The following is a 15,504-nucleotide window of genomic DNA, read 5'->3' as shown; positions in this document are numbered from 1 at the left end:
CTTCGGAGACCGACGGCAACCCGTGACCCAGCACTCCCGCGACACTCCGCAATTCTACCTCACGGCGCCGTCGCCCTGCCCCTACCTGCCGGGCCGGCACGAACGGAAAGTTTTCACCCATCTGGTCGGCGACAAGGCCGGCGATCTCAACGACCTGCTCACCCATGGCGGCTTCCGGCGCAGCCAGTCGATCGCCTATCGCCCGGCCTGCGACCAGTGCCGCGCCTGCGTCTCCGTCCGGGTCATCGCCAATGAGTTCAAGCCGTCCCGCAACTTCCGCAAGATCCAGGCACGCAATGCCGACGTGATCGGCGAGCAGCGCAGCGCGGTGCCGACCTCCGAACAGTATTCGGTGTTCCGCGCCTATCTCGACCAGCGCCATCGCCATGGCGGCATGGCCGACATGACCGTGCTCGACTACGCCATGATGGTGGAAGACAGCCACGTCGAAACCCGCATCATCGAATATCGCCGCCGCGGCCCGGATACAGGCATCACCGGCCGCGGCGAGGACCTGCTCGCGGTCGCGTTGACCGATGTACTCAGCGATGGGCTGTCGATGGTGTACTCGTTCTTCGAGCCAGGCGAGGAAAGCCGTTCGCTCGGCACCTTCATGATCCTCGACCACATCGCCCGCGCCAGGCGGCTCGGCCTGCCTTACGTCTATCTCGGTTACTGGATCGAAGGCTCCAAGAAGATGGACTACAAGGGCCGCTACCTGCCGCAGCAACGGCTGGCCCCATCAGGATGGCTGCGCGTGGACGCGACAGGCGAGACGATGCCCGAGCCGCAGGATTAGCTGGCCCGGCTGACGACCGCCCGGCATCATCCGCGACCGTCCTGGATTTCAAGGCTTCAGCCGAAAAAGGTGTCGTAAAGCAGCTTGCAGTTCAGGATCACGATGATGCCAGCGATGATCCATGCCACCGTGGCGACCGACCGCGAAATTACGAAGTCACCCATCTTTCGCCGATCCGAGACAAACCGCACCAGCGGGATGACTGCAAATGGCAATTGCATCGACAGGATGACCTGACTGAAGACGAGGAGTTGTCCGGTGCCGCGTTCGCCATAGAGCGCGGTGACGACCACGACCGGAACAATAGCGATGCCGCGAGTCACGAGCCGGCGCGCCCAGTTCGGCAGGCGCAGCCGGAGAAAGCCCTCCATCACGATCTGGCCGGCCAGCGTTGCCGTTACCGTTACCGTCGAGTTGAGGCCGGATGCCAGCAGTGCGATCGCGAAAAGCGTCGATGCGATGCCGAGACCTAGCAACGGCGACAACAACTCGTAAGCCTGACCGATCTCGGCCACATCGGCATGACCTGACGTATGGAAGGACGCCGCGGCATCGAAGGAGTGCCGTCGCAATCGTCGAAACTGGTCGATCCGATCGTCACGCGCCACATTGCTCCGGCGATGTCGCGTCATGGAAGCCTGACGCTGGCATGCCGGACTGTCATGGAGCTCACGCGGGAGATCGCGAAATCCAGCGCGGCAGGACTACGCCGCGCGTAGTCGAGGCCCGATAAGCGGCATCGATGATCCCGGTCGCGCATGCGCGCTGGCAGGGCCGCAGCCATGGCTTGCTCTTCCGGCGCCACAAGCCCATTGTTACCAAGGATCCAGGGCCTGTTCGACGAGGTCCAGGATTAGATCGTGCCATCGCGGCTTCCGCGAGGTCTTGATCCATGAACTGCTCGTGTTGCGGTTTCGAGGTTCAGAGCGGCTTTGCGTTCTGCCCAAAATGCGGCGCGAAGCAGCCGGACCCATGCCCCAGTTGCGGCTACGCGTGCGCACCGGATTTTGCGTATTGCCCGAAATGCGGCGCCCGCGTCGATCACGCCCCCAAGGCCGGCAACCAGCGGGAGCCGTCATCGCCAACAATTCCGGCGACGGTCACGACTGGCGCCCGTTCACCGGCGCTGATGCTTGTCGAGCCCGAGCGCGCACCCCGGCGGACGCTCCATAAGGTCGACAGCGAAGCTAACCGCCGCACCATCACGGTGCTGTTTGCCGACCTCAGCGGCTTCACCACGATGAGCGAACGGCTCGACCCGGAAGTCGTGCAGGCGTTTCAGAACGAATTATTCGAGGAACTGACCGCAGCCGTGCAAAATTTCGGCGGCTTCGTAGACAAATTCATTGGCGATGCGCTACTCGCTCTGTTTGGTGCGCCGGCCGCGCACGAGGACGATCCTGAGCGGGCACTCCGCGCGGCCCTCGACATGATCAAGCGGACGGCGTGCTTGAGCGAACGTTCGAAGATATCTGCCGGATCGCCGCTCATGCTTCATATCGGAATCAACACCGGGCACGTGGTTGCGGGTGGATTGGGCGCAGGCGTTGCCAAGTCCTATTCAGTGACCGGCGACACGGTGAATACCGCTCAACGCTTGCAGTCGATGGCCCCCCCGGGCGACGTGCTGGTGGGACCGCTGACCTACCGCCTCACCCGGCATGCATTCTCGTATGAATCTCTCGGCGACGTTGCGCTGCGCGGCAAGGCAGGCAGCGTCCTGGTCCATCGTCTGAGGGGCCCGCTCGAGACACCGCGTGCGGCACGCGGACTCGAGATACTGGGCCTGAGCGCGCCGCTGATCGGGCGCGACGCGGAGATGGCCCGTATGATGGGGGGCCTTGATCTGGCGTGTGGCGGAGCTGCCCAGCTGATGCGGCTGGTTGGCGAAGCCGGCATCGGAAAATCGCGCCTAGTGGATGAATTCGTTACCCGCGCTCGCGATGAGGATCGCTTCGCAGGCGTGGCGATCCGGCGGGCCGCTTGCTCGCCGCTGGGCGAGCAATCCTACGGTACTCTTGCCGCAGTGCTGCGTAGCGCCTACGGCATCGCGCACAAGGCTTCGGCGGCAGAGGCGCAAGCCAAGCTAGCCGAAGCGTTGTCGGGGCTGGGCATGGCGACCGAAGAGGTCGAGCGGCTGATGCCCCTCTATTTTTATGTTCTTGGTCTCTGCGACCCCGACGACGCCCTGCAGCACGTTGAACCGGAACAGCTTCGACGGCAGATTTTTTTCGCGATCCGCACCGTCTTCGAACGGCGTCTGGCCCTATCGCCCCTCCTGATCATTGTCGAGGACCTGCACTGGGCCGACGCCGTATCGCTTGAGGCGCTGCGGTTCGTGATGGATCGGCTGGAGCGCGGGCGGCTGATGCTATTGTTCACACACCGGCCGACACTTGAAATGGACCAGCTCGACTCAAGTCGAATTAGCCATACAACACTGCGGCTGGCACCCCTTGGCATCGCCGACGGACAAAAGCTGCTCGCGGCGTTCTTCGGTGACGGTTGGAATGGATCATCCGGCAATCTGTTCAATCGAATTCTCGAACGCGCGAGCGGGAATCCGCTGTTCGTTGAAGAAATCATACGCGGTCTCATCGAAGCTGGCGTTTTGGAACGTGACGGCTCGCATTGGCAGATCAAGTCCGATGAAACGGCTGCTGACATCCCGGCGAGCATTCAGGCGTTGCTGCTCGCGCGAGTGGACCGACTGCCACACGGCGTGCGCAGGTTGGCCCAAGAGGCAGCGGTCATCGGGCCGCGCTTTGATGCGGCCCTTCTCGGTGCCACAGCGACCGACCCGGCGAAAGTAGAGGCAGGGCTTGAACTGCTGTGCGACGCCGAGATCATCGAGGAGATCGCGGGCGCAAATTCGATTTCGCTGCAATCCTATCGTTTCACGCAAACCATGCTTCAGGATGTGATCTACCAAAACCTCCTTCTGCAACGGCGCATTGAGATGCATGGGCGGATCGGTGCTGCCCTGGAGCGGCTGTGCGGAGATGATCCGGAGCGGCTCGAAGACCTCTCTCTACTGGGACATCATTTCTGCCTCAGCGCGAGCAAGCCGAAGGGTGCACATTACCTGAGCGCGGCTGGCGATCGCGCACGCGCGATCTATGCCAACGACGACGCCATCCGCCTCTATCAGCAGGCCCTCGCCGTCTTGCTGACCGCTGGCGATCAAGGACCGGAACGGCTTGTGCTATACGAACGAATTGCCGACCTGTGTGGAACGGCGGGCCGGCGTGACACGGCCGACGAACATTACCAGACGGTATTGGAGGCCCACCGCGCGGCCGGGGACCGCGCCGCCGGAGCGCGGATACTTCGCAAGCTTGGCCGTTTGATGTGGGACGCCGGCAAACGAAACGGGGCGGAGGCGCATTACGCCGAGGCGGCTGCGTTGCTCGAAGGAACGGACGCGCCGATCGAGTGGGCGCACCTGTTACAGGAGCGCGGCCACCTCGCGTTTCGCATCGGCGATCATGCTGCGGCCGCGAGATGGGCAGACGATGCGCTTGGCTACGCTCAATCCGTGCCGCCGGAGGTAGACAAGCAAGCCGGACTAGAAGCGGCTCGCGCCACCGCGGAGGCGCTCAATACCAAGGGGGTTGCATTGGCGCGGCTGGGCCGAAGCCAGGAGGCCGTTCGCGAGGTGGAGCGAAGCGTCGCAGTTGCCGAAGCCGCTGGCCTTCTCAGCGCAGCCTGCCGCGGCTACACCAATCTTGGCGTGCTCTACACGATGGTCGATCCGGCGCAAGCCATGGAAGTATGCCGGCGCGGTCTTGATGTCGCCCGCCGGATCGGCGATCTCGGTTTTCAGGCGCGTCTCCTTGTCAATCTCGCTGTCGCCTGTTGCACCTTCACGGACAGGTGTGCCGACGAAGGCGTGCCGGCGGCCGAAAAGGCGATCGAACTCGACCGTGCGCTTGATCAGCGCGAACATCTCGCTGTGCCATTGATTGTGCTCGGGCAAATTCATCAATGCCATGGCCAGCCGGAACTTGCCGCCCGCTGCTACAATGAAGCAATTGAGGTGGCGCAGGAAACGGGCGAACCCCAGCAGCTCTTTCCATGCTATGATGGTCTCGCGACGCTGAACCTCGATCGAGGCGACATGCCTGAGGCCGAGCGGTATTTTGCTCTGGCGCACGATGTCTGCGCCCGGCACGGGCTTGATCCCGAAGCGCTGGTCGTACTGCCATTTCTTGATTAGCAAGTAGAGGAGGTTGACCATGTCTGAGCATCATGTCGATGGGTTACTCCACCCGGGCGACCGCGCACCGAACATTGTGCTGGATGCGATCACACGTGACGGCAAGATCGCGCTTGATGACTTTCGCGGCCACAGCCCAGTACTGGTCGGCTTGTTTCGAGGCCTGCACTGCCCGTTCTGCCGGCGCCATCTCGCGGCCCAGGCGCAACTTGACCCGGCCCTGCGCGAGAAAGGCGTCGAGAGTCTCGTGGTGGTCAACACGCCTATCGACCGTGCGCGGCTCTATTTCCGGTATCATCCCTTGCCCAATCTGCTCGCCGCGTCCGACCCCGAGCGCGTCTCGCACCGCGCGTTTGGCTTGCCCAATCTCGAGTTCACGGAGAGCGAAACCGAATGGCCGCGCAAGCTGGGTATGAACGCCGTCATGAGCATGCGGATGGACATGCCGGGCGAACTGCCCGAGCCGATGAATCCGATGGCGGCGGCCGATCTTCTCAACACGAAGGACGGCTACGAAATAACCGAAGCCGACGAGCACATGCTGACAACTGGCCAGGGTCAGCTCTTTGGCCAATTCCTGCTTGACCGGGAGGGCATCGTACGTTGGAGCTTTACCGAAGTTCCTGAGGGGGGCAATCGCATGTTCGGGGCTCCCACTCCGCGAGAGCTGATGTCGGCGGCTTCCGAGGTTGCAGGCTAAGGCATTTCGCTCAACGTCGCCTTGGAGGCCGATCCACTCAGCCTGCAAACGCATATTGTCGCCGAAGGAAGCATCTACGCTTTGCTGGGACCCTATGCAGTCACCGCGGCATCGAAGGATGTGTCGTCTGCAATCGTCGAAACTGGTCGATTCTGTCGTCACGCGCCACATTGCTCAGGCGATGTCGCGTCACGGAAGCCTGACGCTGGCATGCCGGACTGTCATGGAGCTCACGCGGGAGATTGCGAAATCCAGCGCGGCAGGATTACGTCGCACATAGCCACAAAGGCCAGTCCCCTTCACCAAAGTCTGGTGGCATCATCTGCAGCTGCCTTAAATTTCAAGGCTTCAGCCGAGCAAGGTGTCGTAAAGCAGCTTGCAGTTCAGGATCACGATAATGCCAGCGATGATCCACGCCACCGTGGCGACCGACCGCGAAATTACGAAGTCACCCATCTTTCGCCGATCCGAGACAAACCGCACCAGCGGGATGACTGCAAATGGCAATTGCATCGACAGGATGACCTGACTGAAGACGAGGAGTTGTCCGGTGCCGCGTTCGCCATAGAGCGCAGTGACGACCACGACCGGGATGATCGCGATGCCGCGAGTCACGAGCCGGCGCGCCCAGTTCGGCAGGCGCAGCCGGAGAAAGCCTTCCATCACGATCTGGCCGGCCAGCGTCGCCGTCACCGTCGAGTTGAGACCGGATGCCAGCAGTGCGATCGCGAAAAGCGTCGATGCGATACCGAGGCCTAGCAACGGCGACAACAGCTCGTAAGCCTGACCGATCTCGGCCACATCGGCATGGCCTGACGTATGGAACGTCGCGGCGGCGACGATGAGGATCGCCGCGTTGATGAACAGCGCCAGCATCAGCGCGATGGTGCTGTCCGTCGTCGCCCACTTGATCGCGTCGCGGCGGCCCTCATCGGTGCGCGGATAGGCACGGGTCTGCACGATCGACGAATGCAGATAGAGGTTATGCGGCATCACGGTTGCGCCGATGATGCCGATCGCAATGTAGAGCATTTCGGGATTGGTCACGATCGCGGTGGACGGCAGGAAGCCGCTCAGCACTGCAGCCACGGGCGGTGCCGCAGCGACAATCTGAACCGTGAAACAGACCGCGATGACGATGAGCAGCGCGATCACGAAAGCTTCGAGAAAACGGAAACCCTTGTTCATCAGCAACAGCAGCAGAAAGGCATCCAGCGCAGTGATGAGCGCGCCCCCGATCAGCGGAATGCCGAACAGCAGCTGCAGCGCAATCGCGGTACCGATCACTTCCGCCAGATCGCAGGCGATGATCGCCGTCTCGCAGGCCAGCCACAGCATGATGTTGACCGGCCGGGAAAAGCTGTCGCGGCAGGCCTGCGCCAGGTCGCGGTCGGTGACGATTCCCAGACGCGCGGCCAATGCCTGCAGCAGGATCGCCATCACGTTCGACAGCAGGATCACCGAGAGCAGCGTGTAGCCGAATTTCGAGCCACCTGCGAGATCGGTCGCCCAGTTGCCGGGGTCCATATAGCCGACCGAGACCATGTAACCCGGTCCCGCGAATGCCAGCAGCCGGCGAAACCAGTGGCCGCCGATCGGAACCGGGATCGACGAATTGACCTCCGAGAGGCTGCGCCGGAAATCCCCGCCAAGGCCGGAGCGCCAGCCGGCCGCGTCTGGAACGCTGCCGGGGATTGGAGACGTTGACGAATCGGGCGAGGTTTTCGGCGAAAGTGCATCCATCAGAGCTGCATAGAGCAATCCCTCCCTTGTTGCAACTCATTTGCAACTGCATCTAGCCGGTTGGTGGGCACTCCCTGTCACGGCGTGTGTTCAGTAATCGGGTGGCTGCGTGCTCGTCCGGACCCCATGGTGGCTGTCACAGACAGGAATCGCCATGCCCCGCACGCCGACTGACCGACTGCCACCAACCTTCAACCGCCTCGCCTGGTCGAACCTCGCGGCGCAGTCGGCCGAGCAGATCGCACTGGCGGCGGCGCCGATCGTCGCGGTGCTGCTGCTCGGCGTCGGCGAAGGCCAGACCGGATTGCTGCAGACCGCGCTGACCCTGCCCTTCGTGCTGTTCGCCATTCCCGCCGGCCTGCTCGCCGACAGGATGTCGCGCCGCACGCTGATGGCCGGAGCTGAGGCGCTGCGCGCGATCGCGTTGTTGCTGACGCTGGGGCTGATCTGGTTTGGCACGCTGACGATGCCGCTGCTCGCTTTGCTCGGCTTCGTCGCGGTGTGCGGCACCGTGGTCTACAGCGTCGCCGCGCCGTCCCTCGTGCCATCGCTGGTCGTGCCGCAATTGCTCGGCGCGGCGAATGCGCGGATCGAACTCGCGCGTACCGTGGCCTTTGCAAGCGGTCCTGCCATCGGCGGCGCGCTCGTCGGCTTCACAGGCGCCGCGCCTGCCTTCGGCTTTGCCGCAGCGCTGTCGATCATCGCTGTCGCCTTGTTATCGGGCATCCATGAGCCCCCGCGCACGACAGTACAGCGACGCAATCCGGTGCAGGACATCGCCGAAGGTCTGTCCTTCGTCTGTTATCACCAGTATTTGCGACCGGTCTTCATCACACAGTTCATCTTCAGCGCCGCATCCTTCATGGTGCTGGCAGTGTTCGTGCCTTACGCGGTTCGCCATCTCGGCCTCTCCGCCTCCGGCGTCGGCGTGACACTCGCGATGTATGGCGTCGGCATGGTGGTCGGCGCCCTACTGGCGACGCGCGTGATGAGGCGGCTGCCGTTCGGCACGGTGATCGCGCTTGGCCCCGTCACCGGCTTCGTTGCCTCCGTTGTGATGGCACTGACCACATGGATCCCCTCGCCGGCTTTGGCGGGCCTGAGCTTCTTCCTGCTCGGCGTCGGTCCGATCCTGTGGGTGATCTCCACCGCGACGTTGCGACAGTCGGTAACGCCGCCGAGCCTGCTCGGACGCGTCTCCGCGATCAACACCCTGAGCTATGGCGCCCGCCCGATCGGAACCGGCATCGCTGCCGTTATCGGCGGGCTCTATCACGCGGAGGCGTGCCTCTATCTCGCCGTCGCGGGTTTCGCCTGGCAGGCCGTGGTGATCCTGACTTCGCCCGCAGTGACGCTGGAACGGCAGCCAGACATGATCGGCGATGTGACCGGATGTGTTCCGACGAAAGTCTAACAGGCTTGGTGTAGTTCATCTGTAGTTCGCACTCGCTCATGATCTCCCCGCACCGCAGCACGGCTAGTTAGTGTAGTTACGCCGCGTCGAAGCGTCGCAGCAAAGCGAACTTTCTTGCCAAAGCGGCAAGCAAGCCTTTGTCTTGTCACCAATCAACAAGGTCAGTCCGCAAAAGGACGACCATTCGGGGAGAACACAATGGCTTCATCCAAGGACAGGACTCCGTCTCGGCGCCGTTTTCTGAAGGTCGCCACCGCCGGTGCCGCTGCAAGCGTCGTCGCACCGGCAATCGCCCAGGCGCAGGGCCCGATCAGCATGCGCTGGCAGAGCACCTGGCCGGCCAAGGACATCTTCCACGAATACGCGCTCGACTACGCCAAGAAGGTCAACGACATGACCGGTGGCGACCTGAAGATCGAGGTGCTTCCGGCTGGCGCCGTAGTCCCGGCCTTCGGCCTGCTCGATGCGGTCTCCAAAGGCACGCTCGACGGCGGCCACGGCGTGATGGTCTATCACTACGGCAAGCAGACCGCGCTGGCGCTGTGGGGCTCTGGCCCGGCCTATGCGATGGATGCCAACATGCTGCTGGCCTGGCACAAATTTGGCGGCGGCAAGGAGCTTCTGGCAAAGCTCTATGCATCGATCAATGCCAATGTCGTGTCACTTCCCTACGGGCCGATGCCGACCCAGCCACTCGGCTGGTTCAAAAAGCCGGTGACCAAGGCCGATGATCTCAAGGGTGTGAAATTCCGCACCGTCGGCATCTCCATCGACGTGTTTACCGGCCTTGGTGCAGCAGTGAACGCATTGCCCGGCGGCGAAATCGTCTCGGCGATGGATCGCGGCCTGCTCGATGCGGCCGAGTTCAACAACGCTTCGTCGGACCGCATCCTTGGATTCCCCGACGTATCCAAGACCTGCATGCTGCAGAGCTATCACCAGAATGCTGAACAGTTCGAAATCCTGTTCAACAAGACCAAATATGACGCCCTGCCCGAGAAGCTGCGGGCGATCATCGCGGGCGCCGCCGATGCGGCCGGTCAGGAAATGTCCTGGAAGGCCATCGACCGCTATTCGCAGGACTACGCGGAGATGCAGAGCAAGGACAAGGTCAAGTTCTACAAGACACCTGACTCGATCCTGCAGAAGCAGCTTGAGGTCTATGACGAGGTCGTCGCCAAGAAATCGGCCGAGAATCCCCTGTTCAAGGAAATCTCCGAGTCCCAGCAGGCCTTCGCCAAGCGCGCCACGCAGTGGGAGCAGGACACGGTCGTGAATCGCCGCATGGCCTACAACCATTACTTCGGCCCGAACGCGAAGAAGAAGACCTGACGTCTCGCGGCACACGTATCTCGCATCATCCGGGACCCTCTCCCGGATGATGCTTTGCTGTTGCCTGATATCGCCGATCTTCACCTGCCCACATGTCCTGTAGACTGGTCTCCATGAAATGACCGCCGAGCGTTTCCTGCAATCTATCGACGGTATCAGTACATTCGCCGGCAAGGCCGCGGCCTGGCTCATTTTGGGATTGATGGGCCTCGTCTGCGCCGAAGTGTTCAAGCGCTATATGCTGAACATGCCGACGGCATGGATCTTCGACGCGTCGAACATGCTCTATGGCACGCTATTCATGCTGTGCGGCGCCTATACGCTGGCGCAGAACGGTCATGTCCGTGGCGACTTTCTATACAGCTCGATGCGGCCGCGCACGCAGGCCTCGCTCGATCTCGTTCTCTACATCGTGTTCTTCCTGCCGGGCATCGCCGCGCTGGTCTATGCGGGCTGGGACTATGCGGGCGACAGCTGGCGCATCCGCGAGCATTCCAACGTCACGGCGGACGGACCGCCCGTCTATCATTTCAAGGCGATGATCCCGCTAGCCGGCGCGTTGCTGTTGTTGCAGGGCATGGCTGAAATCACCCGCGCCGCGATTTGCCTGAAGACAGGAGTGTGGCCGAACCGGCTCAAGGACGTGTCCGAAATCGATGTCGTCGAGGAGCAGCTCGCGCATAGCGAACACGTCGATGATGACGTGCGCAGGAATGCCATCGCGCAGGCGCAAGAGATCGAGGAAAGCGCACGCCAGCGCGGCATGGGCGGAGAGACGCAAAAATGAGCGATCCTGCACTCGGCCTCCTGATGCTCGGCCTCATCGTTGTCGTGATCATGCTGGGCTTCCCCACGGCCTTCACGTTGATGGGTCTCGGCATGTTCTTCGGCTTCTTCGCCTATTACCGCGCGGGTGAGTCCTGGGCCGACAACCACATCTTCGACCTGATGGTCCAGCGCACCTATGGCGCCATGACCAACGACGTCCTGATCTCCATTCCGCTCTTCGTGCTGATGGGCTATGTGATGGAACGCGGCGCGCTGGTCGACAAGATGTTCTATTCGATCCAGCTCGCCTTCCGCCGCGTCCCGGCCTCGCTGGCGGTGGCGACGCTGATCGTCTGCACTTTCTGGGGCATCGCATCCGGTCTGGTCGGCGCCGTCGTCGTACTGATGGGCGTGATCGCCTTCAATCCGATGCTGAAGGCCGGCTACGACGTCAAGCTGGCGTCCGGCGTGATCACGGCCGGCGGCACGCTGGGCATCCTGATCCCGCCATCGGTGATGATCATCGTCTATGCCGCCGTCGCCGGACAGTCTGTCGTGAAGCTCTATGCCGCTGCGATGTTTCCGGGCTTCTTTCTGGCCTTCCTCTATCTCGTCTACATCATCGGCTGGGCGCTCATTAACCCGAAGATCGCGCCGAAGCTGCCCGAGAGCGAAACGCGCGTGCCCGTCCGGCCGTGGATCGCCGATCTGCAGCAAGCCTATTCGCATAAGATGCTGCCGGCTTTGCTGACGGCAGCCGTGGCGCCGTCGCGCGCGATGGCCCTGACCATGGATGGCGCACGGATCACCTATGCGACGATCCTGAAGAATCTCGGTTTTGCATTGGTGCCACTGATCCTGGCGCTGACCACGCTATGGGCCGCGTGGTGGTATGTCGTCATCCATCCGCAGCCCGACGCCCCCGCACCCGCCGCGATCACCGAGCGGGTTCAGTCCGGCGGCACGGTCGCACCGGAAGAAGAAAAACTGGAGGAGCTGGGCGCCGCCCAGTCCGGCTCGGCAAAAGAGAATGAACCGGAAGTGTTGCAGCAGATGGGCAATGCCGATTTGCAAAACAGTCCGACGAATGCGCCGGTCGATGCCGGGCCGCCGCCGGAATTCTACACCTACTTCGCCTTCACAGCAGCCATCATCGCACTGATGCTGTTCTATTATTACTGGACCATGGGCGCCGCGCAGTTCGAGGTATTGCGACTGCTGACATCGTCCGTCATGCCGCTCGGCATTCTGACCGCCATCGTATTGGCCGTGATCCTGCTCGGCATCACCACGGCAACGGAATCCGCTGCCGTCGGCGCTGCCGGCGCGTTCCTGCTCGCCTTTCAGGCGCGCACGCTGGACTGGAAGCGCACCAAGGAAGCCGTGTTCCTGACCGCCAAGACCACCTCCATGGTGTGCTGGCTGTTCGTCGGCTCGGCGCTGTTCTCCGCGGTGTTCGCCATTCTCGGCGGACAGGCGCTGCTGGAGAGCTGGGTACTGTCGCTGAACCTGACGCCGGTCCAGTTCATGATCCTGTCGCAGGCGATCATCTTCATCCTCGGCTGGCCGCTGGAATGGACGGAGATCATCGTGATCTTCGTGCCGATCTTCCTGCCGATGCTGAAGCATTTTAGCATCGACCCGATCTTGTGGGGCGTGCTCGTCTTCGTCAACCTGCAGGCCGCCTTCCTGTCGCCGCCGGTCGCGATGTCCGCCTTCTATCTGAAAGGCGTCGCGCCATCGCACGTGACGCTGAACCAGATCTTCTCCGGCATGATGCCCTATATGCTCATCGTCATCATCTGCATGGTGCTGATGTATATCTGGCCCGGCCTGACGCTGTGGCTGCCGAATTACCTGTACGGCAACTGATATATTAGCGCCGACCACCTCCGGGAAGGTAGCGGTGGCACCTGTCCTCCCGGAATACCGCATGACTGCCCTGCTCTTTGCAGCTCGCTTTATATGATGTACATCATTTATAAAATGAGAATCATCATATGACCGACCGCACGGCAGACGCCATGGCAGACACCCCGCCGCAGGAAGCATCCTCCACCGCACTGCAGATCGCGGTCCTCGCGGGGCTGGCCTCGATGGGCACCCTGGCGACCAACATTCTGCTGCCATCGCTGCCACAGATGGCGGTATCGTTGCAGGTAACGACGCCCGCGGTTACGGCATCGATCACCGTGTTTTTGCTGGTCTTCGCGCTTGGCCAATTGCTGGTCGGGCCGATCTCCGACCGTTACGGGCGTCGCATGCCGGTGCTGGCCGGTTTCGCTGTCTTCATTATCGGCAGCATCTGGTGTGGCGTCTCGACCGATCTTCCTTCGCTACTGGTCGGCCGCGCGATCCAGGCCGCCGGTGCCTGTTCGACCTCGGTTCTCTCGCGCGCCATCGCCCGCGACCTGTTCAGCGGCGCCGCGCTGGCACGCGCACTCACCTTGGTGATGATCGCGCAGGCCGCAGCCCCTGGTTTCTCCCCGCTGCTCGGTGGCGGACTCGATTATTTTTTCGGATGGCGTTCAGAGTTTGTTTTCGTCGGCGCCTTCGCGGTGTTATCGGCGTTCAGCTATGTCCTGGTGCTCGGCGAAACCCACAACACGACGCGCATCCCGCTCAATCCGCTCGCCGTCAGTACAACCTATCTCAAGCTCTCGGTGAACCGCCATTTCCTGATCCCAGCCGCCACAGTGGGCCTGATCATGGGTGGACTGTTCTCGATCTTCTCCGCAGCACCTCGCGTTCTCATTGAGGGCTACGGCTTCACACCGATTGCGCTCGGGTTGTTCTTTGCGGGCACCGTGCTGGTCGTGTTCGGCTCCGGCATGCTGGCCGCCCGCCTCGCTCCCCGCTTCGGGCTGGATCGGGCTATTCGCTATGGATTGCTGATCGCGTTCATCGGCAGCATCGCGGTGTTCGCGACCGCCTATTTCCACGGCAACGTCGTCACCTTCATCGCCGCGACCTGCGTGTTCCTGCTGGGCATGGGCGTGGTCAATCCGCTCGGCACGGCTCAGGCGCTGTCGCCATTCGGCACCCATGCTGGGGCTGCCTCGGCACTGCTCGGTTTCTGGCAGATGATGGGGGCTGCGATCGGCGTATCCCTGTCGGCCACAATCGTGCCGCAGGCCGCATTGGCACTCGGCATCGTTCTCGGCGCAGCCTGCCTGATCGCTATCGTGCTCTACACGATGCGCCAGCAAACCACAGCGGTCCGCTAACGCGCCAGATAGCGCTCATAGCCGCCGCGCACGACCTCGTCGCTGTCGATCTCGGGATCCAGCGTGTACAGATCCTGCGCGCGGCCGATGCCGCGCAAGGCGTAGCGGCCCGTGGAGACCAGATATTTGCGGCCGGCCGCATCGAGCCCGGCCTGAAACGCGGACGAGGTCAACAGCGGCCGATCGACCGACGAACACATGGAAGCGATGCGACTCACCTCGTTGACCGAGGGACCAACCACGGTGAAATCGAGCCGCTCGTCGCTGCCGATATTGCCGTAAAATACCTCACCCTCATGCAGACCGACATAGGCCGTGGTCACCGGCCGGTTCGCCGCTAGTCGTTTCGCATTCAGCTTGGCGATATTCTTGCGGAACTGATGTTCGGCGCGCAAGGCGTTGCGCTTCGCCTTCACCATGTCGTCGCCGGTGAACATCGCCAGAATGCCGTCGCCGATAAGTTTGAGCACATCGCCGCCGACATCATGGATCGCAGCGATCGAGGCTTCGGCATAGTCATTCAAGAACGGGATGATCTCGTCCGGTCCGATCGCCTCGCTGATCCCCGTGGAGTTGCGCAGGTCGGAAAACCACAACACCGCATTGATACGCTCAGTGACGCCTCGCGCGATCTTGCCGCGGAGAACCTGTTCGGCGGCATCGCGGCCGAGATAGACGCGGCCAAGCGTGCGCGCAATCTCCATCTGGGCTCCCGACTTGATGGCGAGACCGAGCATCGGCACCAGTTCGCGCAGCGCCGACATCTGGCGCTCGTCGAACCCGTCTTCATGGCGCGTGGCCCAATACGAATAGAGACAATCCATCTGCCCCATCGAGCCAGCCTCGCCGAACTTGTGCAGGAACACGGCACCGTGGCGGTGACCGCCTTCCTGCAGGCTGCCGACCATCGAGAAGCGGTCGGCGATCCCGGGCGCGTGCAGATCGAGCCGCAATTCGTCGTGCCCCTCTTCCAGCATGTGGAAGAACACCGATCGTCGCCAGTTCGCCGCCGCCTCGCCGATCTCGGTCGAGCCGTATTCGAACACGTCGCTCTCGTTGCTGGCCGTGTCGTTCCAGCGGAAGCCACGGCCCTCGAAGATCGGATGCAGCGTGTCAATGAAGACGAGGCCACGAGATACATCGATGCCGCCGGCACGGCAGCGCTCACAGAAGCCGCGGATCAGGTCGTTTTCCGGAAGGCCGGTCAGACCCTCGCCGACCAGCCAGCTCATCAGTTCAATGCGTGCGGCAGTTTCCATGAGACACTTGTAGGATGGGTTGAGCTTTTGCGAAACCCATCCT

General features: G+C 62.4%; 10 protein-coding genes and 1 pseudogene. 8 read left to right on the top strand and 3 right to left on the bottom strand.

Going from position 1 to position 15,504, the window contains the following annotated elements:
- Nucleotides 1-22 precede the first annotated feature (22 nt).
- Nucleotides 23-799, top strand: a complete 777-nt coding sequence (locus CHC01_RS08085) for an arginyltransferase (RefSeq protein WP_089263842.1) — start codon at nucleotides 23-25, stop codon at nucleotides 797-799.
- A 56-nt stretch (nucleotides 800-855) separates the two neighbouring features.
- Here the strand turns inward: CHC01_RS08085 and CHC01_RS08080 are convergent.
- Nucleotides 856-1,350, bottom strand: a pseudogene (locus CHC01_RS08080) (divalent metal cation transporter); the annotation flags it as partial.
- Nucleotides 1,351-1,691: 341 nt separating this feature from the next.
- On the opposite strand from CHC01_RS08080, the gene CHC01_RS08075 reads away from it, so the two are divergent.
- Together CHC01_RS08075 and CHC01_RS08070 are read left to right on the top strand one after the other, a co-directional pair.
- Entirely contained in the window at nucleotides 1,692-5,018 is a 3,327-nt protein-coding gene (locus CHC01_RS08075; protein ID WP_089263841.1) for an adenylate/guanylate cyclase domain-containing protein, read from the top strand.
- Nucleotides 5,019-5,037: 19 nt separating this feature from the next.
- On the top strand, nucleotides 5,038-5,718 hold the full coding sequence (locus CHC01_RS08070) for a peroxiredoxin-like family protein (protein ID WP_089263840.1): 681 nt from the start codon (nucleotides 5,038-5,040) through the stop codon (nucleotides 5,716-5,718).
- A 348-nt stretch (nucleotides 5,719-6,066) separates the two neighbouring features.
- Here CHC01_RS08070 and CHC01_RS08060 read toward each other — a convergent pair whose 3' ends face one another.
- Nucleotides 6,067-7,461, bottom strand: a complete 1,395-nt coding sequence (locus CHC01_RS08060) for an Nramp family divalent metal transporter (protein WP_089263839.1) — start codon at nucleotides 7,459-7,461, stop codon at nucleotides 6,067-6,069.
- Nucleotides 7,462-7,615: 154 nt separating this feature from the next.
- On the opposite strand from CHC01_RS08060, the gene CHC01_RS08055 reads away from it, so the two are divergent.
- The 5 genes from CHC01_RS08055 (at nucleotide 7,616) to CHC01_RS08035 (ending at nucleotide 14,202) form a co-directional block, all read left to right on the top strand.
- The gene (locus tag CHC01_RS08055; RefSeq protein WP_089263838.1) at nucleotides 7,616-8,875 is read left to right on the top strand and encodes an MFS transporter; all 1,260 of its coding nucleotides are present in this window, start codon (nucleotides 7,616-7,618) and stop codon (nucleotides 8,873-8,875) included.
- 198 nt (nucleotides 8,876-9,073) lie between these two features.
- Nucleotides 9,074-10,207: a TRAP transporter substrate-binding protein gene (locus tag CHC01_RS08050; protein WP_089263837.1), complete on the top strand. Its 1,134-nt coding sequence runs from the start codon at nucleotides 9,074-9,076 to the stop codon at nucleotides 10,205-10,207.
- A gap of 118 nt (nucleotides 10,208-10,325) precedes the next feature.
- Nucleotides 10,326-10,994: a TRAP transporter small permease subunit gene (locus CHC01_RS08045; protein WP_089263836.1), complete on the top strand. Its 669-nt coding sequence runs from the start codon at nucleotides 10,326-10,328 to the stop codon at nucleotides 10,992-10,994.
- Nucleotides 10,991-12,847 (top strand): TRAP transporter large permease, encoded by a 1,857-nt coding sequence (locus CHC01_RS08040; RefSeq protein WP_089263835.1) that lies wholly within the window; start codon nucleotides 10,991-10,993, stop codon nucleotides 12,845-12,847. Before CHC01_RS08045 ends, CHC01_RS08040 begins: the two co-directional genes overlap by 4 nt.
- A 128-nt stretch (nucleotides 12,848-12,975) precedes the next feature.
- On the top strand, nucleotides 12,976-14,202 hold the full coding sequence (locus CHC01_RS08035; RefSeq protein ID WP_089263834.1) for a multidrug effflux MFS transporter: 1,227 nt from the start codon (nucleotides 12,976-12,978) through the stop codon (nucleotides 14,200-14,202).
- Here CHC01_RS08035 and CHC01_RS08030 read toward each other — a convergent pair.
- Complete coding sequence (locus tag CHC01_RS08030) at nucleotides 14,199-15,461, bottom strand: adenylate/guanylate cyclase domain-containing protein (protein WP_089263833.1); 1,263 nt, start codon at nucleotides 15,459-15,461, stop codon at nucleotides 14,199-14,201. The genes CHC01_RS08035 and CHC01_RS08030 overlap by 4 nt on opposite strands.
- Nucleotides 15,462-15,504 lie beyond the last annotated feature (43 nt).

This window comes from Tardiphaga sp. OK246 (genome assembly GCF_900188215.1).
Lineage (GTDB): Bacteria > Pseudomonadota > Alphaproteobacteria > Rhizobiales > Xanthobacteraceae > Tardiphaga > Tardiphaga robiniae.
This window is presented reverse-complemented; position numbering and strand designations above follow the sequence as displayed.